18 protein-coding genes are annotated in these 23487 nt (G+C 55.5%); 13 read left to right on the top strand and 5 right to left on the bottom strand.

Going from position 1 to position 23487, the window contains the following annotated elements; genetic code table 11:
• The first annotated feature begins 10 nt into the window (after positions 1–10).
• Positions 11–1306 carry an IS21 family transposase gene (gene istA, locus CNQ84_RS11320; protein ID WP_165771277.1) on the top strand — a complete coding sequence of 432 codons (1296 nt, stop codon included), beginning with the start codon at positions 11–13 and terminating at the stop codon, positions 1304–1306.
• Positions 1300–1923, top strand: coding sequence for an ATP-binding protein (locus tag CNQ84_RS11315; RefSeq protein WP_281254823.1), 624 nt, complete (start codon positions 1300–1302; stop codon positions 1921–1923). Before istA ends, CNQ84_RS11315 begins: the two co-directional genes overlap by 7 nt.
• Here the strand turns inward: CNQ84_RS11315 and CNQ84_RS21100 are convergent.
• On the bottom strand, positions 1839–2174 hold the full coding sequence (locus CNQ84_RS21100) for a DUF6957 family protein (RefSeq protein ID WP_425439966.1): 336 nt from the start codon (positions 2172–2174) through the stop codon (positions 1839–1841). The genes CNQ84_RS11315 and CNQ84_RS21100 overlap by 85 nt on opposite strands.
• A gap of 329 nt (positions 2175–2503) precedes the next feature.
• Between CNQ84_RS21100 and CNQ84_RS11310 the strand changes: the two genes are divergently transcribed.
• From CNQ84_RS11310 to CNQ84_RS11280, 7 genes are read left to right on the top strand one after another with little or no spacing between them, the layout of a single operon-like run.
• A complete protein-coding gene (locus CNQ84_RS11310; protein WP_096004970.1) occupies positions 2504–2758 on the top strand; it encodes a DUF4258 domain-containing protein in 255 nt (84 codons plus the stop codon).
• A gap of 33 nt (positions 2759–2791) precedes the next feature.
• Positions 2792–4555 (top strand): type I restriction-modification system subunit M/S, encoded by a 1764-nt coding sequence (locus tag CNQ84_RS11305; RefSeq protein WP_096004969.1) that lies wholly within the window; start codon positions 2792–2794, stop codon positions 4553–4555.
• 56 nt (positions 4556–4611) lie between these two features.
• Positions 4612–7011 carry a type I restriction-modification system subunit M gene (locus CNQ84_RS11300; protein WP_096004968.1) on the top strand — a complete coding sequence of 800 codons (2400 nt, stop codon included), beginning with the start codon at positions 4612–4614 and terminating at the stop codon, positions 7009–7011.
• A complete protein-coding gene (locus CNQ84_RS11295; RefSeq protein ID WP_096004967.1) occupies positions 7008–8246 on the top strand; it encodes a restriction endonuclease subunit S in 1239 nt (412 codons plus the stop codon). The genes CNQ84_RS11300 and CNQ84_RS11295 overlap by 4 nt, the downstream gene beginning before the upstream one ends.
• 53 nt (positions 8247–8299) lie before the next feature.
• Positions 8300–10225: an ATP-dependent nuclease gene (locus CNQ84_RS11290; protein ID WP_096005019.1), complete on the top strand. Its 1926-nt coding sequence runs from the start codon at positions 8300–8302 to the stop codon at positions 10223–10225.
• Positions 10222–13329 (top strand): type I restriction endonuclease subunit R, encoded by a 3108-nt coding sequence (locus CNQ84_RS11285; protein ID WP_096005018.1) that lies wholly within the window; start codon positions 10222–10224, stop codon positions 13327–13329. The genes CNQ84_RS11290 and CNQ84_RS11285 overlap by 4 nt, the downstream gene beginning before the upstream one ends.
• Positions 13319–14044, top strand: a complete 726-nt coding sequence (locus CNQ84_RS11280; RefSeq protein ID WP_096004966.1) for a M48 family metallopeptidase — start codon at positions 13319–13321, stop codon at positions 14042–14044. Before CNQ84_RS11285 ends, CNQ84_RS11280 begins: the two co-directional genes overlap by 11 nt.
• Positions 14045–14170: 126 nt before the next feature.
• Here the strand turns inward: CNQ84_RS11280 and gyrB are convergent, their stop codons facing one another.
• Genes gyrB through dnaA form a run of 4 tightly spaced genes read right to left on the bottom strand, consistent with a single transcriptional unit; the run spans position 14171 to position 20345 of the window.
• Positions 14171–16585, bottom strand: a complete 2415-nt coding sequence (gene gyrB / locus CNQ84_RS11275) for a DNA topoisomerase (ATP-hydrolyzing) subunit B (RefSeq protein WP_096004965.1) — start codon at positions 16583–16585, stop codon at positions 14171–14173.
• A gap of 18 nt (positions 16586–16603) precedes the next feature.
• A complete protein-coding gene (gene recF, locus CNQ84_RS11270; RefSeq protein WP_096004964.1) occupies positions 16604–17698 on the bottom strand; it encodes a DNA replication/repair protein RecF in 1095 nt (364 codons plus the stop codon).
• 6 nt (positions 17699–17704) lie between these two features.
• On the bottom strand, positions 17705–18808 hold the full coding sequence (gene dnaN / locus CNQ84_RS11265) for a DNA polymerase III subunit beta (protein ID WP_096004963.1): 1104 nt from the start codon (positions 18806–18808) through the stop codon (positions 17705–17707).
• Positions 18809–18857: 49 nt separating this feature from the next.
• Positions 18858–20345, bottom strand: a complete 1488-nt coding sequence (dnaA, locus tag CNQ84_RS11260; RefSeq protein WP_096004962.1) for a chromosomal replication initiator protein DnaA — start codon at positions 20343–20345, stop codon at positions 18858–18860.
• Between the two features lie 600 nt (positions 20346–20945).
• Between dnaA and rpmH the strand changes: the two genes are divergently transcribed.
• Genes rpmH through yidC form a run of 4 tightly spaced genes read left to right on the top strand, consistent with a single transcriptional unit; the run spans position 20946 to position 23419 of the window.
• Positions 20946–21080, top strand: coding sequence for a 50S ribosomal protein L34 (gene rpmH, locus CNQ84_RS11255; protein ID WP_083728495.1), 135 nt, complete (start codon positions 20946–20948; stop codon positions 21078–21080).
• Positions 21081–21091: 11 nt separating this feature from the next.
• Positions 21092–21490 carry a ribonuclease P protein component gene (gene rnpA / locus CNQ84_RS11250; RefSeq protein WP_096004961.1) on the top strand — a complete coding sequence of 133 codons (399 nt, stop codon included), beginning with the start codon at positions 21092–21094 and terminating at the stop codon, positions 21488–21490.
• Positions 21483–21734: a membrane protein insertion efficiency factor YidD gene (gene yidD / locus CNQ84_RS11245; protein ID WP_096004960.1), complete on the top strand. Its 252-nt coding sequence runs from the start codon at positions 21483–21485 to the stop codon at positions 21732–21734. The genes rnpA and yidD overlap by 8 nt, the downstream gene beginning before the upstream one ends.
• A complete protein-coding gene (gene yidC, locus CNQ84_RS11240) occupies positions 21731–23419 on the top strand; it encodes a membrane protein insertase YidC (RefSeq protein WP_096004959.1) in 1689 nt (562 codons plus the stop codon). The genes yidD and yidC overlap by 4 nt, the downstream gene beginning before the upstream one ends.
• Positions 23420–23487 lie beyond the last annotated feature (68 nt).

The raw sequence follows: 23487 nt of genomic DNA, 5'->3' as shown, positions 1-23487 counted from the left end.
GCTGCATGAAGTGGATCACCCGCGAACGCCCGAAGATCGACCGGTATGGCGTGAGTGGCGGACTACCGAGCCAGACGGCATCGCCTATTCACAGTTCACGGCCAGCTATCGCAGCTTTGTGCAGCAGCAACCATTGGCAATGCGTCAGCTGCATCAACCTGGCGACAAGCTGTTCTTGGACTTCTCCGGCAAGACCATGCCGATCTATCTGGACGGCCAATCGGAACCTCGTCTGGCACAAATCTTTGTCGGCGTGCTGGGCTACTCCAGCTACACCTTCGCCTGTGCCGTGTGGAGTCAGCGGATTGAAGACTGGATGCACTGCCACGTGCAGGCCTTCAACTTCTTCGCGGGGGTGCCCCGCCTACTGGTTCCCGACAACCTCAAGGCAGCGGTGATCAAGCACGGCAAGGATGAAGTCCAGCTCAACCTGATCTATCAGCAACTGGCCCACCATTACCAGGCCATTATCCTGCCGGCCCGCCCGCGTAGACCCAAAGACAAAGGCAAAGTGGAGGCCGGGGTGAAGCTGGTTCAACGCTGGCTGCTGGCAGCCCTACGCCACCGCCGTTTCTTCAGCTTGGCAGAACTCAATCAGGCCATCCTGGAGTTGCTGCCGGCATTCAATCAACGCCCGTTCAAACGCCAGCCTGGCAGCAGTCGGCATAGCCTATTCGTCGAGGTGGAGCAGCCCGCGCTCCAGCCGCTGCCGATCCACGCCTACGAGCATGCCGATTGGCGCTTCAAGGTGCGAATGCGCAGCGACTACCTGGTGGAGTACGACAACCACCACTATTCCGTGCCGAGCCGATTGGTACAGCAGCAAGTGGATGTACGCGCTACGGGCGAGATCGTGGAGGTCTTTCACAATCATCTGCGCGTCAGCAGTCATGCCCGGCAGTATGTTTCCGGCATCAGCGTGCAGCCGGAGCACAGGCCGCCGAACCACCAGTATTACGCTGACAGTGAGCCCGCCGCATTGCTCGCCTGGGGTGAGCGGGTCGGGCCTGCACTACTGCGCCATCTGCACTATCACCTGACCGAGCGAACCGATGTGGCCAATGGACATAAGGCCGCCAACGCCTTGCGCAAGGAAGCCCGTATACATGGCGATGCACGACTGGAGGAGGCCTGTGCCTATGCGCTGACCATCAAGACCTTCGCCCTGAAAAGCCTGCAATCCATCTTGCGCGAGCAGCCCGACAAACGTCCTGGCCTGAAATCCCTACCCAGCTCGACAGCCGCTCACGAAAACCTGCGCGGTGCCCATTACTTTGCCGATGAAAAGGATCATTCGACATGCTGAACCAGCAGACCCAAAGCAAGCTCCAGCAACTGCAACTGTCCGGTATGGCCAAGGCCTACCGCGACCAGCTTGAACAACCACGCATGCAGGAACTGCCTTTTGATGACCGCTTGGGCCTGATGGTGGATCGTGAACTCAGCGAACGCGAGAACCGCAAGCTGTCTCGCCTACTGAAGCAGGCGAAGCTGCGCTATGCCGCGCACCTGGAGGATGTGGATTACCGCAGCAGTCGCGGTCTGGATAAGCAAGTGATCGCAGGTCTGACAGGATGCTCCTGGATTGGTCAGCAACAGAACCTGCTGCTGACCGGAGCCACCGGCACAGGCAAGAGTTGGCTCGCCTGCGCATTTGGCAGCCAGGCGTGCCGACAGGGCTACTCGGTGATCTACAAAAGCGCCTCAAAACTCTATGAAGAGATGCAAATCGCCATTGGCGACGGCTCCCTGCCCAAGTACCGAACGGCCTTGAGCAAAGTCCACTTGTTGATCCTCAATGCACTGAGTGCAGAAAAGCACTTTCGTGCCCCCCTGTATCAAAATAGCCCTCTCAAGACGTCAGGCTTGGCTCGCTTGCGTTTACCTGTGCCCAGCAACACGTACACAGTGTTACGCGTCTGAAAGACAAACCCCTCCGAAAATGACACAAGCAGAGTCGTGCGAACATAGCTTCCTGGTGCTGGAAAACGCTCAGCATAGTCATGTACGACATCGTGTGCATAAAGCAGAACCGGCTGTTGTTGATCATTCTGCACCTCCTGAATCAACCTGTCTGGTAGCTCCAGGTCGATCCATATCCAATCCCGCACCAAGCAAAAAGGTCGCGAGGGATATCGCTCCTGCACAAACTCAATCGCGTCTTCGACGCTCATTTCCGTTCCCTGCATTGCCTCTCCAGGGCCGTACAGCAACTCTCCTAACTTGTTCAATTCATCCATCGTCATGCTCCATTCGCTCAATTGCTTGGCCATCCATTCGCAGGATAAGTTACGAAATAGATATAGATGGAGTTCCTAAAGCAGTCAAATTCTGAGTAACTGTTAACGGAGCCGCACATGCACCCGGCCTGCAAGCGCCTCAAGCAGTCGACCTAACCAAAAATGAATCTCGTGCTTATTTTAAGCATTAATTGCTTAATTGACGCATAGAAAGCTATCACCTAATCTAACTCCATGTTCATCACTCCATGGAGCAGAACACCATGCACACCACTCATCACTGCAAGGCACGCCAATCCCAGCGCGGGATCTCACTCGATATGGTCGAATACGTTCTGGCACATGGCTCTCAGGAGAAGGACAAAGTCGTGTTCGGCAAAAAGGAAGCGAAACAGCGCATAGCGGCTCTGGATAACGAACGCCGTTTGCTGATGAAAATTAGCGACAAAGGTGGAGTGGTAGTAGTCGCCGACGGTGATGCTCTGGTCACAACCTACAACTGCTCCCAGCGTCACTGAACGAATACGCCCCCCGGACAACACGGAAAATCCATGAACGATAAAGTCCTCTGGCAACTGCTCGACACCATTCGAGGAACTGGCACAGTCCCCGCCAATGCTCTGTCCCTAGTCCTACAACTGCTGTGTTGGTGGAAACTCTCCAAAGAGCTAGTTCTACCAGAACATCTGCATTTTGAGGCGCTGTGCGAGCAGAGCACCTCAGCACAGCTGGAGGCTCTCCGGAGCGCACAGCAATACACTCGCCACCCATTCTTAGATGAAGGTGCATGGCAAGGGCTTCACGGGGCCAGCGACCTTTCTGCTTTAATCCAGAAAATCCGCTTGCTAGGCACTCAAGGCTTAATCGACACGCTGCTGCTAGACGACGCAGCGCATTGGAGTATCGAGTCGCGCGGTGAGTCCGTCAGCTACTCACCTAGCCTTTGTGAGCTGATGGTGTCTCTTGCCCATGTCGACCAAACCCAAAAAATCTACATCCCATGGGAAACCTCTGGCCAATTGGCTGCCCGTGTTGCTCGCACCGGAGCAAACCTCTGGGTTGAGTCGCAAGTGCCACACACCTGCGCTCAGATGCTCAACCTGGTAGGCGGTGCGAACTGGGAGCTGCATATAACCGACCCAGTGAAGTCACCAAGAGCTATTAAACAAGGAAAGCTGGTTCAATTCGATACGGCCATTTGCTTTCCGCCGATGGGCGTGAAGTACCCAAACGAAATCTGCAATGACGATCTTTGGGAGCGTTTCACCGAAAAGACCCAGGTCGGCAACGTGCTGCAAATCCGTCACCTGCTCGCCCAAACACAAGGCCTAGTTGTTATGACAGTTCAAGGCTCTGTGCTATTCGGAAAGGGGGTCGAGCGGCAGCTGCGCGAAGATCTGGTCAGTCTTGGCCATGTCCGCGCAGTGATCGCGCTACCAGGTGGGCTGTGCAGCGGTACATCAATCCCTGTAAGTATCCTGGTCTTGGACGGCAAGAGTCGCAGCCAGTCGATCCGTTTTGTAAATGCCAACCATGAAGCGTTCAAGGAGACATCTGGCAAACGGCGTGTGGATCTGAAGGACATCGATGCACTGCTTCAACTAGCAGCGAGCGAAGATGCCTCCCCATTTGCCAGGAATGTGGCGGCTAAAGAGATTGAAGCAAGCGACTACAGCCTTGAGGCGAGTCGCTACGTCCAGGATGAGTCTGCACAGAAGCTTAGCAACGCCCTGAAGCGCTACCCACTGCGCAAGCTGGGGGACTTCTTTGAAGTCCTTCGTCCCAGGCAACACAGCACTGCCTCAGAGGGTGCAGAGGTCAACGAAGTACTGGCCCAAGACATTCCATCGTTCGGCTATATCCGCAGTGCCAGCAAAGAAGCACTGTTCGACCTGCAGTCGCCCAAGGCTGACAGCTACTTCATCAAAACTGACGACATTCTGGTGACTTTCAAAGGTGTCGTAGGCAAGGCAGGCATAGCAGGCGACGTCCCGCCGCCTGGCCAGAACCGCTGGATAGCAGGGCAATCATTAGTGGTCTTGCGCAGCCGATTCCCCGATCAATACCCTCCCAAAGCGCTGCTGATATTCCTGCGATCCGCCGTTGGACAGGGCCTGCTGAGTCAAGCAGCAGTGGGGGCAAGCATCCCCTCCATTCAGCTTTCGACCCTTAAGAACATTGATATTCCAGTGCCTCCTTTGCAGACCATGCACGCTATGGTTCAGGCATTCGATAACGAGGCTCGGCTCGAAGCGGAAATTGAGAGCTTGCGCTTTCAACAAGCAGAGCTCACCAAAGCATTCTGGCCGCTTTAAAAGCCGAATCAAAGCTCACTAAACTAGCGGCATACGTAAAGGACACTAAGAAACACATGGCTATCAAGAAATCCGAACTCTATTCCTCCCTCTGGAAATCCTGCGACGAGCTGCGTGGCGGGATGGATGCCTCGCAGTACAAGGACTACGTTCTGGTGCTGCTGTTCGTGAAGTACGTTTCGGATAAGTACGCCGGCAACCCCCATTCCCTGATCGAAGTACCCCCCGGCGGCAGCTTTGCTGACATGGTGGCGCTCAAGGGCGACAAGGAGATCGGCGACAAGATCAACCAGATCATCGCCCGCCTGGCTGAGGCCAATAACCTCACCGGCGTTATCGACGTGGCCGACTTCAACGACCAGGAGAAGCTCGGTAAGGGCAAGGAGATGGTCGACCGTCTGTCCAACCTGGTCAGCATCTTCAACACCCCGGCACTCAACTTCAAAGGAAACCGCGCTCAGGGTGACGACATCCTAGGTGATGCCTACGAATACCTGATGCGGCACTTCGCCACCGAGTCCGGCAAGAGCAAGGGGCAGTTCTATACCCCGGCTGAAGTGTCTCGGATCATATCTCAAGTCATCGGCCTGGCCGGCGCCACTGACAGCAAGCAGAGCATCTATGATCCGACATGCGGTTCAGGATCGCTGCTGCTCAAGGCTCACGACGAAGCAAAGAGCGCCACAGGGCTGGATCTGGCCATCTACGGCCAGGAAATGGACAACGCCACCAGCGCCCTGGCCAAAATGAACATGATCCTGCATGACTGCCCCACGGCGGAGATCTGGAAGGACAACACCCTGTCCGCACCCCATTTCAAAGACCGGCTGGGCTACCTCAAGCTGTTCGACTTTATCGTCGCCAACCCTCCGTTCTCCACCAAGGCTTGGAGCAATGGCTTCAACCCGGCGGAGGATGAGTACAACCGTTTCAGCTTTGGCATTCCACCCGAGAAGAACGGCGACTATGCCTTCCTCTTACACATGCTCACCTCGCTGAAGAGCACCGGCAAAGCGGCGGTGATTCTGCCCCACGGTGTACTTTTCCGGGGCGGTGCCGAGGCCACAATCCGCAAGCGCATCCTCCAGCAGGGTTACATCAAGGGCATCATCGGCCTGCCGGCTAACCTGTTCTACGGCACCGGCATTCCTGCCTGCATCATCGTGCTCGATAAAGAGGGCAGTGCCGGGCGCAAGGGCCTGTTCCTGATCGATGCCAGCAAGGGCTTTATCAAGGACGGCAACAAGAACCGCCTGCGTGAACAGGACATCCACAAGATCGTCGATACCTTCACCCAGCAGCTTGAAGTGGAGAAATTCGCACGACTGGTGCCCATGGCCGAGATCGAGGCCAACGACTTCAACCTGAATATCCCGCGCTATATCGACACCAGCGAAGCAGAGGATCTTCAGGACATCGAGGCCCACCTGCATGGAGGCATTCCCGAACGTGATATTGACGCTCTGTGTGCCTACTGGGACGTAATGCCTAATCTTCGCAGCGCGCTATTCGAGCCACTGCGCCCCGGCTACCTCAACCTTAAAGTCGCCATCAGCGAGATCAAGCCAACCATCTTCCGCCATCCCGAGTTCGACGCCTTTCGTCAGACGGTGGCAGGCCTGTTCGAGGCCTGGCGTGACGAACACCGCCCGAACCTAACCGGCATCGCCATTGGCGACCAGCCCAAGGCGCTGCTCAAGCAACTGGCTGAAGACTTGCTGCACCGCTTCGAGACCGCGCAGCTGCTGAATGCCTACGACGTCTACCAGCACCTTCAGGACTATTGGTATGCCACCTTGCAGGATGATGTCTACCAACTGGTGATCGATGGATGGAAGCCGCTAATTGCCAGCGGCTCTAGCCAGGGCGCCCCCAATACCGACCTGCTGCCGCCCGAATTGATCGTGCGCCGCTACTACGCCGCCGAAGCCGCCGCCATCACCGAGCTGGAAGCCAAACGTGATGCCATCAGCCGCGAGCTGGAAGAGCTGGACGAGGAGAAGGGTGGCGAAGACGGCCCTCTGACCGAAGGCAAAACCGACAAGGGCAAGCTCACCGCCGCCAGCGTCAAGGCACGACTGAAAGCCATCAAGCACGAGCGTGACGCCGACGAAGAACGCCAGGCACTGGAGCAATGCTTGGAACTAATCCAGCGCGAGGCCGAGGCTAGCAAAAAGGTCAAAGCTGCCCAGAAGTTGCTGGATGCGAAGGTGCTTGCCCACTACGCCCAACTCAGTGAGGCCGAGCTGAAAACCCTGGTGGTGGACGACAAATGGCTGGCCACCCTGCAAGCGGATGTGCAGACCGAGCTAGATCGGGTGTCGCAGGCGCTGACCGGTCGTATCCGTCAACTGGCCGAACGCTATGCCACGCCATTGCCAGCGCTGAATGCCGAGGTGGAGGCGTTGGCGGTCAAGGTCAATTCTCATCTGGTTAAGATGGGGTTTTCCGTATGAGTGCAGATTTAATTCTCGGGTACAAACAGACTGAAATTGGAATAATCCCTGAAGATTGGGGGATTGCGCAAATAAAAGAAGTCTGCACTCTGATAAATGGACGGGGCTTTAAGCCTCACGAGTGGCAAAGTAATGGATTACCTATCATTAGAATTCAAAATCTTAATGGTTCCAATGAGTTTAATTATTTCTCGGGAAAATTTGATAGCAAGATTTTAGTTAAATACAACCAACTTCTTTTCGCATGGTCTGGCAGCCGAGGAACCTCGTTTGGCCCGCATGTGTGGAAAGGTAACGACGCGCTCCTTAACTATCATACGTGGAAAATTGAGATAAAGCAGTCGCGCATTGATTCTGACTATTTCTTCTATGCGCTTAGAGATCTTACGAGTCACATCGAGGGTGACGCCCATGGCGCTTCTGCTCTCGTGCATACTCAAAAAAGCGAGATGGAGAAGTACTTTATCAGGGTGCCACCATTAGAAAGCCAAAGAAATATTTCTAAAGCCCTAAAAGATATCGATGCCCTTATTGATGGCTTAGATAAAATTATCACCAAAAAGCGCGACATCCAGCAAGCCACCATGCAACAACTCCTCACCGGCCGACGCCGCCTACCGGGGTTTAATGGAGAGTGGGAGGTGAAGCGGCTGGATGAAATTGGAATATTTTTGAAGGGCAGTGGAGTCACACGCGATCAAGCTAGCAGCGGCGTATTGCCTTGTGTGCGATACGGAGAGATTTACACAGCACATAAATACATCCTGCGAGTATTCCAGTCATTTATTTCAAAAGAAGTTGCAGCCAACGCTGCTAGTTTAAAAATGGGCGACATCTTGTTCGCAGGATCGGGAGAAACAAAAGCTGAGATCGGGAAGTGCGTCGCTTATGTCGATAACTTCGAAGCATATGCAGGCGGAGATATCGTAATTCTCCGTCCAATTAACTCCGATTCAACTTACCTTGGTTACGCCTTGAACACACAAGAAATATGTCGGCAAAAAGCGAGCAAGGGTCAAGGTGATGCGGTTGTTCACATTAGTGCAAATGCGCTGAGCACGGTCGAAATCAAACTGCCACCCAAGGGTGAGCAGACCGCCATCGCCAATATCCTCTCCGATATGGATAACGAACTCGCCACCCTCGAAAACCGCCTCGCCAAAGCCTGTTACATGAAACAAGGCATGATGCAAGAGTTACTAACCGGAAGAATAAGATTGTCTTACGGCAATTAATAAAAAGGCATTTTGAGTTATCTCTACCTAAAAATCAAAATAAGGTGGTCGATGTGATAGTTGGCGTGCTTTTAAGATACATCAAAACATACAAGGGAATTAATTATATCCCCTTGACGGAAGCCTCAAACTTTTGCGGCTTAGTAGGCGACAATGGAATTGGAAAAAGTTCCGTGCTTGAAGCCTTGGATTCATTTTTCAATGAAAGGCAAATTACGCTAAATATTGCAGTCAAGAGAAGTGGCTATAGCGAAACAAAGCCATCAATACTCCCAGTATTTCTTGTAAAAAAAATCAAGATACCGGAACCATTGACAGCCTTGGCGGAAAAGCTAAGCCAACTCGCTCTTTCAATTTCCGAAGCAGATGTTAATCCCGCAAACAGGCAGCATATAAAGCGTTTTATCACCCATCGCGAGTCTCTACTTAGAAATATCAAAATAAGCGAACACTATTTGATCCCAATTGGAGTCGATCACAACTCAAACCCAACCCTTTCAGTATTTAACTGCCGAAAGTTGGTCGAAATTACTCATGGCGAGCAAGCTGACCCTCAGTTAATTAGTTTAAATGATTCTGAAGTTTCTGAATTCTCTCCACTGCTGCGGGAGCTAAAGAACGGCATTGAGTATATATACATACCAAAAGATATTGACTCTGAGTCCTTCACGAAACTTGAAACCATAGAAATCCAAGCATTGATGGGGGAGACTTTAAATGAAATTCTCGAACGCTGCGTCACCACTCACGCAATACAAAGCATTAATAGAAGTCTCAATGAATTTATTGACGGACTTTCCCAGGAGCTCATTGAGTACTCGTATAGAACCCCAACAGATAGGCAGCAAAATCTAAAAAAGCAAGACGTATACAATTTGATTACCCAGGCTTTTTTCAATATTAGAAAGCTGCACAAGAAGCAAGGCGAGAGCTGGCTCGAAATCAATGCACTCAGCTCCGGCGAAAAACAAAAGGCAATAATCGACGTTGCGCATAGTCTAATAAAAAACCATCGCACTAGTGGACATAATCTTGTACTGGCCATCGACGAACCTGAGTCATCGCTTCATATGTCTGCTTGTTTTGATCAATTTGATGCATTACACGATATAAGCCAGTCATGCATGCAACTGCTGTTTTCTACCCACTGGTATGGATTTTTCCCGACCATTGAGGATGGCAGTGCAACAGTTATCACTAAAAAAGATGGCGACCACGTCTTCGACCTTATAAATCTGCCTAGTCACCGGGAGCAGGTTAAGCAACTCGCAAGCAGCAGCCGCGGAAAGTTCCCGTACGACATCAGATTAAAAAGCATAAATGATTTAGTTCAGTCCATCATATCAAGCACTATCGGCGACAACCCATATACCTGGGTATTGTGTGAGGGCAGCTCTGAAAGAATATATCTCAATGCCTACTTCAAAGATATAGTTTCAAGTCGGCGAGTTCGTGTTGTTCCCGTGGGTGGAGCGAAAGAAATCAAAAGAATTTATCAACATCTCGCCGTCTCATACGAAGAATTTAAAGACGAAATAAATGGCAAGATTGTTTTAATTTCAGATACGGATACAGAGTTGGTCTCATACGAGACAAACAACAACCTCTCGAATCTCATTTGCAAGAGACTAGTAAGCGACTCCAAAACAAGAGATGCGCGACTTGTACATATAAAGTCCAATCCTGTTTCGCCACAAACAGAAATAGAGGACGCGCTAAATGGGAAACTATTCTATGAAACGCTCAAGGAATTTTCTGCTGAGTTAAAAAATCAAGTTCTATGCGATCTCTTTGACTCGGCCACAGAGGAAAACTCGTATTTTGCTTTAGATCTTCGCACGAGCGAAAGAGATTTGATTAATAATTTTTTTGACAGTGGAAACAATAAATATGTTTTCGCTCAAAGATACATTGCTCGATTAACTGATACACATAAAGTTCCGGCCTGGATTAATGAAATTCGAGGATGGATCTCATGAGCACCGTTGGCCAGATCGAAAAAAAGACCCAGCAGCGCGTGGTCGCTCTGTTCCAGCAACAGCTGAGCTACGACTACTTGGGCGACTGGGCCGACCGTCCGGATAACCCCAATATCGCGCCAGAGTTGCTGCGCGACTGGCTGCTTGATCAGGGTGTTGAAGCCAATCTTGCCAGCCGGGCCATCTTTGAGCTGAACAAGACTGCCAACGACGCCAGCAAGGGCCTGTATGACCGCAACAAGGCAGTGTACGAGCTGCTGCGCTATGGCGTGAAGATCAAGCCTGAGGTGGGTGAAAACACCCAGACCGTCTGGCTGATCGACTGGAAACACCCGGAGCGTAACCACTTCGCGATTGCCGAGGAAGTCACCATCAAGGGCGCTGATGCCAAGGCCCATACCAAGCGCCCGGATATCGTGCTCTACGTGAATGGTATTGCGCTGGGAGTGCTGGAGCTTAAGCGTTCGAAGGTAGCGGTGAACGAGGGTATCCGGCAGAACCTCGATAACCAGAAGGCTGAATTTATCCAGCCGTTCTTCTCCACCATGCAGTACGTGATGGCCGGCAACGATACCCAGGGCCTGCGTTACGGCACCATCCAGACCGGCGAGAAGTACTACCTGACCTGGAAGGAAGATAGCGATGAGAGCACCGCTGCCGACAACCTGCTGGATCGGCACCTGCTCCAGCTGTGCAACAAGGCGCGTTTTCTTGAGCTGATCCACGACTACATCGTGTTCGACAGCGGGGTGAAGAAGCTCTGCCGGCATAACCAGTACTTCGGCATCCGCGAGGCGCAGCGCTACCTGCGGCGGCGCGAGGGCGGGATCATCTGGCACACCCAGGGCTCCGGCAAATCGCTGACCATGGTCTGGCTGACCAAATGGATTCGGGAAAACATCCAGGACTCGCGGGTGCTGATCATCACCGACCGCACCGAGTTGGATGAGCAGATCGAGAAGGTGTTTACCGGCGTCAACGAGCAGATCGTCCGTACCACCAGCGGTGCCGACCTGATCGAGAAACTCAACCAGCCTTCTCCCTGGCTGCTGTGCTCGCTGATCCACAAGTTCGGTGTCCGCGAGGATGCCGATGTAGAAGACTTTGTTGAGGAGCTGCGCAAGAGCCTGCCGCCAGACTTCCGCGCCAAGGGCGACCTCTATGTGTTCGTCGATGAGTGCCACCGCACCCAGTCAGGTGAATTGCACAAGGCGATGAAGGCCATTCTGCCCAATGCCGTGTTCATCGGTTTTACCGGCACGCCGCTGCTCAAGGCCGACAAGCAGAAGAGCATCGAGGTGTTTGGCCGTTACATCCACACCTATAAATTCAATGAGGCCGTGGCCGATGGCGTGGTGCTCGACCTGCGCTACGAAGCTCGAGACATCGACCAGAACATTACCTCGCAGAAGAAGATCGACCAGTGGTTTGAGGCCCATACCAAGGGTTTGAACGACCTGGCCAAGGCCCAGCTCAAGCAACGCTGGGGCACCATGCAGAAGGTGCTGTCCAGCCAGTCGCGGCTGGAGAAGATCGTCGCAGATATCCTGCTGGACATGGCCATCAAGCCGCGCCTGGCTGATGGCCGGGGCAATGCCATGCTGGTAACCAGCAGCATCTTCGAAGCCTGCAAATGCTACGAGCTGTTCTGCAAGGCTGGCATGGGCGACAAGTGCGCCATCGTCACAAGCTACAAGCCGTCGCCCGCCGATATCAAGGGTGAAGCCACCGGCGAGGGGCTGACCGAGAAGCTGCGCCAGTACGAAATCTACAATCAGATGCTCGGCGATAAAGACCCGGAGACATTCGAGAAGGAGGTGAAACAGCGCTTCATCAAAGAGCCGGGCCAGATGAAGCTGCTGATCGTGGTGGACAAGCTGCTGACCGGTTTCGACGCGCCATCAGCGACCTACCTCTACATCGACAAACAGATGCGCGACCACGGCTTGTTCCAGGCTATCTGCCGGGTCAACCGCCTGGACGGTGAGGACAAGCAGTACGGCTACATCATCGACTACAAGGACTTGTTCAAGCAGCTGGAAGGCGCCATCGACGACTACACCAGCGGTGCGCTGGACGGATACGACAAGGCCGATGTGGCAGGCCTGCTCGAAGACCGGCTGAGCAAGGCACAGGAAGACCTGGAGGAAGCCCGCGAGGCGATCAAGGCCCTGTGCGATCCGGTGGAGAAACCCAAGGACACGCCTGCCTATCTCCGCTTCTTCTGCGGCACCGACTCAGGTAATGCTGAGGTACTCAAGGCCAACGAGCCGAAGCGCCTGAATTTGTACAAGATGACCTCGGCGCTGATTCGCTGCTTCGGCAATCTGGCCAATGAGCTGGGGGAGGCGGGCTATAGCGCCACGGAAATCAGCGAGATCAAGGATGAGGTCGATCACTTCAACAAGGTGCGCGACGAGGTGAAGCTGGCCAGTGGCGATTACATCGACTTGAAGGCCTACGAGCCGGACATGCGCTTCTTGATCGACACCTATATCCGTGCCGATGAGAGCGAGAAGATCTCCGCGTTCGACGATATGTCGCTGATCCAGCTGATCGTAGAGCGCGGTGCCAGCGCTGTGGACGCGCTGCCAAAGGGCATTCGCGAAAGCCAGGAAGCCGTCGCCGAAACCATTGAAAACAACGTGCGCAAGCTGATCATCGACGAGTCACCGATCAACCCCAAGTACTACGAGACCATGTCTTCGCTGCTGGATGCGCTGATCGCCAAGCGTAAGGAAGACGCCATCAGCTACCAGGAATACCTGGATGAGGTGGTGAAATTGGCTCAGCAGGCCCAAAAGCCCACCAGCTCGACCAACTATCCTGGCTCGATCAATAGCCCTGCCCGCAAGGCGTTGTATGACAACCTGGGCCAGAATGCCGGCCTGGCACTGGCTGTGGATGCCGCGGTGCTGGATAGCCGGCAGGACGACTGGCGCGGCAATGCAATGAAGATTAAACGCGTGCGTCTGGCAATCAAAGGGGCTTTGGATCAATGGGGCAGCGACATAGCTGATACCAGGGGGGAATATTTGGCAGGACAGGAGAACGAACGGCTAGATGCCTTGCTCGAACTGGTCAAGCATCAACATGAGTACTGAGTCCCGAAAGATCACGGTCAGCGGCTTGGCCGTGGAAGTCGTGCGCAAGCCGATCAAGAACCTGCACCTGGGTGTTTATCCGCCACTGGGGCGTGTGCGTGTGGCAGCTCCGTTGGCGGTAGATGACGAAGCCGTGCGCTTGGCAGTCGTAGGTAAGCTGGGCTGGATCAAACGCCAACAGGCGAAGTTTCAGGCCCAGCCCCGGCAGTCCGAGCGTCGTATGGTCAGTGGCGAGAGCCATTACTTCCTCGGCCAGCGGTATCGCCTTCGCGTGCATGAGAGCGGTGGTACAGCACTGCGTGTGGCGCTGCGCGGGAAGACCATCATGGATCTTTTCGTACGCCCGGAGACGACCGTCGAGCGGCGCGAGCAGGTGATTCAGGACTTCTATCGTGCAGAGTTGAAGCGCTTGGTGCCGGAGCTGCTGGAAAAATGGCAACCGAAGCTAGGGGTTGAAGTGCGCGCCTGGGGCATCAAGCGCATGAAGACCAAGTGGGGCACCTGCAACATCGAAGCCCAGCGCATTTGGCTCAACCTGGAACTGGCCAAGAAGCCCGTGCAATGCCTAGAGTACATCTTGGTGCATGAGCTGGCCCATTTGCATGAACGGCATCACAACGACCGTTTCATCAGTCTTCTGGATCAACACCTTCCTCAGTGGGGTCAACTCAGAGCCTTGCTGAATAACTCACATCTTGCTGAAGAGCGCTGGTAAGAGCTCCCCCCTTATAGCAAACCCCCGGTTGAGCTAGCTCAACCGGGGGTTTTTCCGTCACATAACTTTGGCCAAGACGTTTAACTTTGACCGAAGTGGCAGGTAACTTTGCCCGCCTACAAGCCGTTAGACGTCCAGGTTAGACACGGCCAGCGCGTTGGTTTCGATGAACTCGCGACGCGGTTCAACGTGATCGCCCATCAGGGTGTTGAAGATCTGATCCGCCGCGATGGCATCTTCAATGTTGACCCGCAGCATGCGACGGCTTTCCGGATCCATGGTGGTTTCCCACAGCTGGTCCGGGTTCATCTCACCCAGCCCTTTGTAGCGCTGAATGTAATGACGACGCGCGGTTTCGTTCATCATCCATTCGAGCGCTTCCTTGAAGGTGCTGATCGGCTTCTTCTTCTCGCCGCGCTGCATGTATGCACCCGGCTCCAGCAGGCTTTGCAGGGTTTCCCCCAATTCGGCCATGGAGCGGTAATCGTTACTCGCAAACAGATCGCGGTTGAAGGTGATGTAGCTGGACAGACCGTGAGTGATGGATTCCACTTCGGGCAGCCACAGGTGGCGTTCGGTATCCTCGCGCAGGCTGACGTTGTACTGCTGGCCCGAGCGCTCGGTCGCCGCGACACGGGTAGCCAGGCCTTTGATCCACTCGTCCATGAACGCCTTGTCGCCAAGGTTCTCGACGGTCAGACGCGGCAGGTAAACGAAGTGCTCCATCAGCTCCTGCGGATACAGACGGGCCAGACGCTTGAGGGTACGCATGACCGCGCGGAACTGCTGCACGATACGCTCGAGCGCCTCACCGGTGATGCCCGGCGCGTCTTCGTTGACGTACAGGTAGGAGTCTTCGAGGGCGGACTGGGTCAGGTACTCTTCCAGCGCCTCATCGTCCTTCAGATACTGTTCTTGCTTGCCTTTCTTGATCTTGTACAGCGGCGGCTGCGCGATGTACACGTAGCCGTTCTCGATCAGCTCCGGCATCTGGCGGAAGAAGAAGGTCAGCAGCAGGGTACGAATGTGCGAGCCGTCGACGTCCGCATCGGTCATGATGATGATGTTGTGGTAACGCAGCTTTTCGATATTGAATTCTTCGCGACCGATGCCGCAACCCAGCGCCGTGATCAGAGTACCGACCTCGGCGGAGGAGAGCATCTTGTCAAAGCGTGCTTTCTCGACGTTGAGGATCTTACCCTTCAACGGCAGGATCGCCTGGGTACGACGATTGCGGCCCTGTTTCGCAGAGCCGCCGGCGGAGTCACCCTCCACAATGTACAGTTCGGACAACGCCGGATCTTTTTCCTGGCAGTCCGCCAGTTTGCCCGGCAGACCGGCGATATCCAGTGCACCCTTGCGGCGGGTCATCTCGCGCGCCTTGCGGGCCGCTTCACGGGCACGGGCGGCATCGATCATCTTGCCGACAACGGCCTTGGCTTCGCTGGGCTTCTCTAGCAGATAGTCGCCGAAGAACTTGTTCATTTCCTGTTCCACCGCCGTCTTCACCTCGGACGACACCAGCTTGTCCTTGGTTTGGGAGGAGAACTTGGGGTCCGGTACCTTGACCGAAATGATCGCAGTCAGGCCTTCCCGGGCATCGTCGCCGGAGGTGTTGACCTTGAGCTTTTTCAGCAAACCTTCCTGCTCAATGTAGGCGTTCAGGCTGCGGGTGAGGGCGCTACGGAAACCCGCGAGGTGGGTACCGCCGTCGCGCTGAGGAATATTGTTGGTGAAGCAGAGAATGCTTTCGTTAAAGCTGTCGTTCCACTGCATCGCCACTTCCACGCCAATGCCGTCTTCGCGCTGCAGGTTGAAGTGGAACACCGAGTTGATGCTGCTCTTGTTCTGATTCAGGTAGTCGACAAAAGCACGCAGGCCACCTTCATAGCGGAATAGCTCATGCTTGCCGGTGCGCTCATCCCTCAGGTTGATACCCACACCCGAGTTAAGGAAGGACAGCTCGCGCAGGCGTTTGGCAAGGATATCCCAGCTGAAGCTGATGCTGCTAAAGGTCTCGGCGGAGGGCTTGAAGTGGATCTGCGTGCCGGTGCTATCGGTGTCGCCGACTTCAGCCAGTGGAGCCTGTGGCACGCCGTGTACATAGGTCTGTTCCCAGACTTTACCGTGACGGCGAATGGTTAGGATCAGCTTTTCAGACAGGGCGTTCACGACGGAAACCCCCACCCCGTGCAGACCGCCGGACACCTTGTAGCTGTTGTCGTCGAATTTGCCGCCTGCGTGCAGGACGGTCATGATCACCTCGGCCGCCGATACGCCTTCCTCGTGCGCATCAACCGGGATGCCCCGGCCGTTGTCTCGCACGCTGACGGACTCATCGGTGTGGATGGTGATGTCGATATCGCTACAGTATCCCGCCAGGGCTTCGTCGATAGAGTTGTCGACGACTTCGAAGACCATGTGGTGGAGGCCAGTGCCATCATCCGTGTCGCCGATGTACATACCGGGGCGCTTGCGCACTGCATCTAGGCCCTTGAGTACCTTAATGCTCGACGAATCATAGGCTTTGTTATCGGTCATCTTGAGTCACTCCAGACTTCATTCGGTCTGCACAATGTGCCCATGTTCCACGTGGAACATGGATAAAGGTGTATCCGGCTGCCAGCAATTGCTCAGCGAGTCGGCATCTACGCAGGTAATAAATACCTGACACTCCAGCGATTCGAGCAGGCGACACAACGCCTGCCGATGCGCGCTATCGAGTTCAGAGGGCAAGTCGTCCACCAGGAAAACACAGTCCTGCTGACGATCCAGCTGCCGCAGCAAGCGCCCTTGGGCGATCTTGAGCGCGCATACCACCAGCTTCTGCTGGCCTCTGGACAGCACCTCAGCGGCATTCAACCCCCGAAGCCGCAACCTCAGGTCGCCCCGTTGTGGGCCAGCCTGGGTATGCCCGAGGGCGCAATCGCGCGCGAACTGGCTGTCCAGCACCTCGGCCAAACTTCGCTCCTTATCCCAACCTCTGAAGTAACTGAGGGTAAGACCGTCCAGTGAAACCAGCTCGGCAAGCGTCTGCTCGAAGATCGGTTTCAGCTGCTGCAGATAAGCCTGTCTGAAGCCGTCTATCTGCTCGCCAGCGGCGACAATCTCGGCCTCCCAGGGGGCGAGGAGCGAACGTTCGATTCTACCACGTCGAAGCAGTGAATTCCGTTGTTTGAGACTCTTTTGCAGCCGCTGCCAGGCTGGTAGGAAACGATGTTCCACGTGGAACACGCCCCAGTCCAGGTACTGGCGGCGCTGCTTGGGCGCCCCTTCGAGCAACCGAAAGCTATCCGGATTGATCAACTGCAGCGGCAACAACTCAGCGAGCTGAGCCGTACTACGTGCGCTCTGCCCATTGATACGAATTTCGTAATCCGCCTGGCGGTTACGTGAAATCCCCAAACGCGACGCGACACCCTGCACTGATTGCAACTCGGCAAACACCGTGCAGCTGTCTTGGTCGTACTGAATAACGGGTTGCAGTCGAGTGCTTCGGAAGGAGCGCGCGAGGCCAAGAATGTGAACGGCCTCCAGCAAACTGGTTTTGCCACTGCCGTTGGCGCCGGAAACGAGGTTGATACGCGGAGAGGGGAGCAGGGTCACCGGGTGCAGATTGCGCACCGCGGTGACCGCAAGACGAGTCAGGGGCATGCGCGATTAGAGGCGCATGGGCATAACGACGTAAAGACTTTCATCGGATTCAGCTTCCTGAACCAGTGCACTGCTGTTGGCATCGGACAGTACCAGCTTGGCCTGTTCGTGACCCAGCACATTCATCACGTCGAGGAGGTAACTGACGTTGAAGCCGATCTCCAGGCCCGCGCCGTTGTAGTCGACCATTACTTCTTCTTCGGCCTCTTCCTGCTCCGGGTTATTCGCCTGGATCTTCAGCTGACCGGATTCCAGAGTGAGACGAATACCGCGGTATTTCTCATTCGACAGAATGGCTGTACGGCTGAAAGCGTCACGCAGGGTCTGGCGATCGGCGATAACGATCTTGTCACCACCCCGCGGCAGCACACGTTCGTAATCCGGGAACTTGCCGTCCACCAGTTTGGAGGTGAAGGTGAAGTCACCGGTGGTCGCGCGAATGTGGTGGCTACCCAGCACAACGTTGACGGTGTCGTCGGCTTCGCCGAGCAGCCGGGCCAGCTCGAGGATGCCCTTACGCGGCACAATCAGCTGATAGCGTTCTTGGTAATCGATATTGGCATCGACGGTACACATCGCCATACGGTGACCGTCAGTGGCTACCGCACGCAGCTGCCCTTTGTTGATTTCCAGCAAGAGGCCGTTGAGGTAGTAACGAACATCCTGCTGCGCCATGGCGAAACTGGTACGGTCGATCAAGCGACGTAGTTTGTTCTGCGTAATGGCGAAACTCATGGCGCCCGGCCCGTCTTCGACGTTGGGGAAGTCTGCCGCAGGCAGAGTGGCCAGAGTAAAGCGACTGCGGCCAGCCTTGATCAGCGCCTTGCCTTCTTCCACCTTGAGAGTGATAGCAGTTTCATCTGGCAGCGATTTGCAGATGTCCATCAGCTTGCGCGCAGGCACGGTGATCTCGCCGGCTTCGCTGCCTTCTTCCAGGGGAATGCGACCAACCAGTTCGACTTCCAGATCGGTACCGGTGAGCGACAGGGTATTGCCGTCAACAACAAGCAGTACGTTGGACAGAACCGGAAGGGTCTGGCGGCGTTCCACAACACCCGCAACCAGTTGCAGGGGCTTCAACAGAGCTTCGCGCTGAATGGTGAATTGCATTGTCTTCCTTCGACCTCGTGCTGGTTGGCAGTGGTGTGGGCTGACGATCTCAGGTCGTCAGCGTCCTCAACAAATTCTTGTAGTCCTCGCGGATATCCGCATCCGTTTCACGCAGTTCAGCAATCTTGCGCGTGGCATGCAATACCGTGGTGTGATCACGTCCACCAAAGGCATCGCCAATCTCGGGCAGGCTGTGATTGGTCAGCTCTTTGGACAAAGCCATGGCAACCTGTCGCGGCCTGGCAACAGAGCGCGAACGACGCTTGGACAGCACATCCGCAACCTTGATTTTGTAATACTCGGCGACCGTGCGCTGAATATTATCGATACTGACCAATTTGTCCTGCAAGGCCAGCAGGTCCTTCAATGACTCGCGAATCAGCTCGATGGTGATATCGCGCCCCATGAAGTGCGCGCTGGCGATCACTCGCTTGAGCGCACCTTCCAGTTCGCGCACGTTGGAGCGGATACGTTGGGCAATAAAAAACGCCGCATCGTGGGGCAGATCCACCCGCGACTGTTCGGCCTTCTTCATCAGAATGGCTACGCGGGTTTCCAGTTCCGGCGGCTCGACCGCCACGGTCAACCCCCAGCCAAAACGCGATTTGAGCCGCTCTTCCAGGCCGTCGATTTCCTTCGGGTAACGGTCGCTGGTAAGAATGACCTGTTGCCCGCCTTCGAGCAGCGCGTTAAAGGTATGGAAGAACTCCTCCTGGGAGCGCTCCTTCTTGGCAAAGAACTGAATGTCGTCAATCAACAGCGCATCGACCGAACGGTAGTAGCGCTTGAAATCGTTGATGGCATTCATCTGCAGCGCCTTGACCATGTCGGCAACAAAGCGCTCGGAGTGCAGGTAGACGATCTTGGCCGCCGGGTTCTTCTTCAGCAGGTGGTTGCCCACCGCGTGCATAAGGTGGGTCTTACCCAAACCCACACCGCCGTAAAGAAACAGCGGGTTGTAACCATGCTTGGGGTTATCGGCCACCTGCCAGGCGGCGGCGCGCGCCAATTGGTTCGACTTGCCTTCAACAAAGTTCTCGAAGGTAAAGCTGCGGTTGAGCAGGCTGGTGTGCTTGATCAGCGTCGGTGGCGGCTGACTGGTATCGGGCTGGCTGTTGCCGGCGAACTCGGCTGCGGCATCGGACGCGCCGCGGTGATCGGCAGCGGGTTGCGAGCTCACCACCACCGGTGTCACCGCGGGGCTGGCAGGAGCCGCGGCTGGCGTGGGGTCGATCGGACGCGGCGCGGCTGCCGGCGCAACTTGAGCAGCTGGTGCTGCCGCAGGAGCCGCGCGACGACTGCCAATCAGCAGCGACACCATCGGCGCCTGCCCCTGGGAGAGGTCATCCAGCAGCTCTTGAATACGATTCAGGTATTTGTCGTTGACCCAATCAAGCACGAAGCGGTTGGGCGCATACAGACGGATCTCGGCCTGATCGCCATCAACCTGCAACGGGCGGATCCAGGTATTGAACTGTTGAGATGGAAGCTCATCACGCAAAAAATCGATGCATTGCTGCCAAAGTGCAACAGACACTGAATCCCCCGGGGACCACTGACACCAGCGGCTTTTATTGAAGACAAATGCACATCGCGGCAAGGCGACGAACTACGGATAACAGAGCCGCCTATTCTATCCCTTCACCCCTGACTTATCCACACACCAGCCGCCTCCCGGTGACAAAAAGCGACTGGCGTTTTGCCTTGTCAGGTTGCAGAACAGACCGCCGGAATACACCAACGCCTTGCAAATCGCGCTCTGTAGGAGCTGTGAACAACTGCACCTCAGCCTTGTTGGCAAACAGCCCTCTAACCGGTGGATAAAACCGCCTGTGGATATCCATGCCTTTTATCCACAGGGCGCACACAGGGACACCCGGGTGCCGTCCCCCGCTTATCCGCAGGGTTATCATGCAAGCAACCCACTGATCTGCTTTGCTTTTATGGCCTTATCCACAGAAAATCACGGCACCATATACAGTCACTGTATTTATCTTTTAATCAAACTGATTTCATATTATTTATTCATGGTTCTTTTGCCCTGCGGGGAAATTGACCTCGGCCAGCTTTTTCTCTAGAATTGCCGGTCCCTCGAAGGGGCACTTAGCTCTGATGTGACTTACTCAGGTATCTGAAGATGAAAAGAACGTTCCAACCCAGCGTACTGAAGCGCAAGCGCACCCACGGTTTCCGTGCTCGTATGGCTACCAAGAACGGCCGTGCTGTTCTGGCTCGCCGTCGTGCCAAAGGCCGCGCACGCCTGTCCGCTTAAGCACCGGTTTACTGGTGGATCTCGGGTTCACACCTGAACACAGGCTACTGACGCCTGCTCAGTTCAAGCGCGTATTCGATGGAGCCACCTGCAAAGCCTCAGGACCCAGCCTGCTGCTGTTGGCCAGAGAAAACTCTCTGGGCCACGCACGGCTGGGTCTGGTCATTGCCAAGAAAAGTGTTCGGCGTGCGGTAGACCGTAACAAGGTCAAGCGCATTGCCCGCGAGTCGTTCAGACAGCATCGTGCTGAGCTGGGGGATCTGGACATTGTCGTACTGGCCCGCAAGGGACTGGGCGACCTGGACAATGCTGCACTGCATGCCCTGTATCAGGGTATGTGGCGCAGGCTTATAAAATCGGCCGCAAAAAACCGCTCACGTGACCCCGGACCCCCGTCATCCCATGCGTAGCATCGCGCTCGGACTGATCAAGGTTTACCGCTACGCCATCAGTCCCATGATGGCCAGTCACTGCCGTTTCTATCCCTCCTGTTCCTGCTACGCCCAGGAAGCCATCGAACAGCATGGTCTTCTCAAGGGCAGCCTGCTCAGCGCACGCCGCCTGGGACGTTGTCATCCCTGGAACCCCGGTGGATATGATCCGGTACCGCCAGCTTCTGCCAACCGACCGACCCGAATGGCCAACAAACCATGAACCTCCAACGTAATATCCTCATCGGTGCTCTACTGGTGATCACCTACCTGATGGTGGTGCAGTGGAATAAGGATTTTGTTCAGCAGGATCTTGCTCCGGCAGCCCAGACCCAGATGGCCCCGCTCGACAGCAGCGATCTGCCGGGCGATGACACCGCCGCGTCCCACGACGGTGACGTGCCGGCTGCCATCAATGGCGAGGGCGAAGCCCTGGCGCCGGCCCAGGTGACCACCCCGGATGCAAAGGGTGGACTGGTCAAGGTTGAAACCGACACCCTGCAGGTGACCATTAACCCGGTGGGAGGTGACATTGTCTCCCTGGCACTACCGCAGTATCCGACCCGCAAGGATCGTCCGGATCTGCCATTCCAGCTGCTGGAGCAATCGGGCAACCGCACTTACATCGCGCAAAGCGGCCTGACCGGTCAACAAGGCCCGGACAAGTCCAGCGGCCGCGCGCAGTACAGCGTCGAGCAGAACAGTTACCAGCTGGCTGATGGCCAGGAGCAACTGGTTGTTGACCTGACCACCAGCAACGACGGCGTCAATGTCACCAAGCGCTTCACCTTTACCCGCGGCAGCTATCTGGTCGGCGTCAGCTACCTGATCGACAACCAGAGCAGCCAGCCCTGGAGTGGCAGTCTGTTCGGTCAGATCAAGCGCGATGGCAGCGGTGATCCTTCCAGCTCCACAGCGACCGGTATGGCGACCTTCCTGGGTACCGCCTACTGGAGCGCCGACGCCTCCTACACCAAGATGAAGATGTCCGAGCTGGACGACACTCGCTTGGCTGAGAACGTTACCGGTGGCTGGATTGCCTGGCTGCAGCACTACTTTGTCAGTGCCTGGATTCCCAGCCCCGAGGTGACACATCACTACCGCACACTGAAAGACCGCAGCGGCAACTACATTGTCGGCTTCACCAGCCCGGCCGTTACCGTGCCGGCAGGCGAGCAGCAGCAGATCAGCGCCGACTTCTACGCCGGTCCGAAGATCCAGGATGACCTCAAGGCCATCTCCCAGGGTCTGGAGCTGACCGTCGACTACGGCTTCCTGTGGTGGATTGCCCAGCCGCTGTTCTGGGTGCTGAGCCTGATCCACGGCTTTGTCGGCAACTGGGGCTGGAGCATCATCCTGCTGACCTGCCTGATCAAGCTGATCTTCTTCCCGCTGTCGGCTACCAGCTACCGCTCCATGGCCAATATGCGCCGCGTTGCACCCAAGCTGCAGGCGCTGCGTGAACAGTACGGCGATGACCGTCAGAAAATGTCCCAGGGCATGATGGAGCTGTACAAGAAGGAGAAGATCAACCCGCTGGGTGGCTGTCTGCCGATCCTGGTGCAGATGCCGGTCTTTATCGCCCTGTACTGGACCCTGATGGAAAGCGTCGAAATCCGTCAGGCCGAATGGCTGGGCTGGATCACTGACCTGTCGCTGAAGGACCCGTACTTCATCCTGCCGATCATCATGGGTGCGACCATGTTCCTGCAGCAGCAGTTGAACCCCACGCCACCGGACCCGATGCAGGCCAAGGTGATGAAGATGCTGCCGATCATCTTTACCTTCTTCTTCCTGTGGTTCCCGGCCGGTCTGGTGCTGTACTGGGTAGTCAACAACTGCCTGTCCATTGCGCAACAGTGGTACATTACCCGGCAGATCGAAAAGGGCGCCGCGAGCAAGGACTAAGTCCGGCTCACCGCCAGTCAAACGCCCCGTTCGCGGGGCGTTTTGCTATCCACAGAAAACACCGGAGC

This window comes from Pseudomonas abyssi (assembly GCF_002307495.1).
In the GTDB taxonomy this organism is placed as follows: Bacteria; Pseudomonadota; Gammaproteobacteria; order Pseudomonadales; family Pseudomonadaceae; genus Halopseudomonas; species Halopseudomonas abyssi.
The sequence above is the reverse complement of the archived record's forward strand: the minus strand, read 5'-3'. Positions and strand labels throughout refer to the sequence as shown.

Coding starts and splice junctions, on each gene's coding strand:
- CNQ84_RS11315 (WP_281254823.1), top strand. CDS start 1,300: ATGCTGAACCAGCAGACCCAAAGCAAGCTCCAGCAACTGCAACTGTCC.
- CNQ84_RS11280 (WP_096004966.1), top strand. CDS start 13,319: ATGAGTACTGAGTCCCGAAAGATCACGGTCAGCGGCTTGGCCGTGGAA.
- dnaN (WP_096004963.1), bottom strand. CDS start 18,808: ATGCAATTCACCATTCAGCGCGAAGCTCTGTTGAAGCCCCTGCAACTG.
- CNQ84_RS11310 (WP_096004970.1), top strand. CDS start 2,504: ATGCACACCACTCATCACTGCAAGGCACGCCAATCCCAGCGCGGGATC.
- CNQ84_RS11300 (WP_096004968.1), top strand. CDS start 4,612: ATGGCTATCAAGAAATCCGAACTCTATTCCTCCCTCTGGAAATCCTGC.
- yidD (WP_096004960.1), top strand. CDS start 21,483: ATGCGTAGCATCGCGCTCGGACTGATCAAGGTTTACCGCTACGCCATC.
- rpmH (WP_083728495.1), top strand. CDS start 20,946: ATGAAAAGAACGTTCCAACCCAGCGTACTGAAGCGCAAGCGCACCCAC.
- recF (WP_096004964.1), bottom strand. CDS start 17,698: ATGCCCCTGACTCGTCTTGCGGTCACCGCGGTGCGCAATCTGCACCCG.
- CNQ84_RS11295 (WP_096004967.1), top strand. CDS start 7,008: ATGAGTGCAGATTTAATTCTCGGGTACAAACAGACTGAAATTGGAATA.
- CNQ84_RS21100 (WP_425439966.1), bottom strand. CDS start 2,174: ATGAGCGTCGAAGACGCGATTGAGTTTGTGCAGGAGCGATATCCCTCG.
- CNQ84_RS11285 (WP_096005018.1), top strand. CDS start 10,222: ATGAGCACCGTTGGCCAGATCGAAAAAAAGACCCAGCAGCGCGTGGTC.
- gyrB (WP_096004965.1), bottom strand. CDS start 16,585: ATGACCGATAACAAAGCCTATGATTCGTCGAGCATTAAGGTACTCAAG.
- CNQ84_RS11305 (WP_096004969.1), top strand. CDS start 2,792: ATGAACGATAAAGTCCTCTGGCAACTGCTCGACACCATTCGAGGAACT.
- yidC (WP_096004959.1), top strand. CDS start 21,731: ATGAACCTCCAACGTAATATCCTCATCGGTGCTCTACTGGTGATCACC.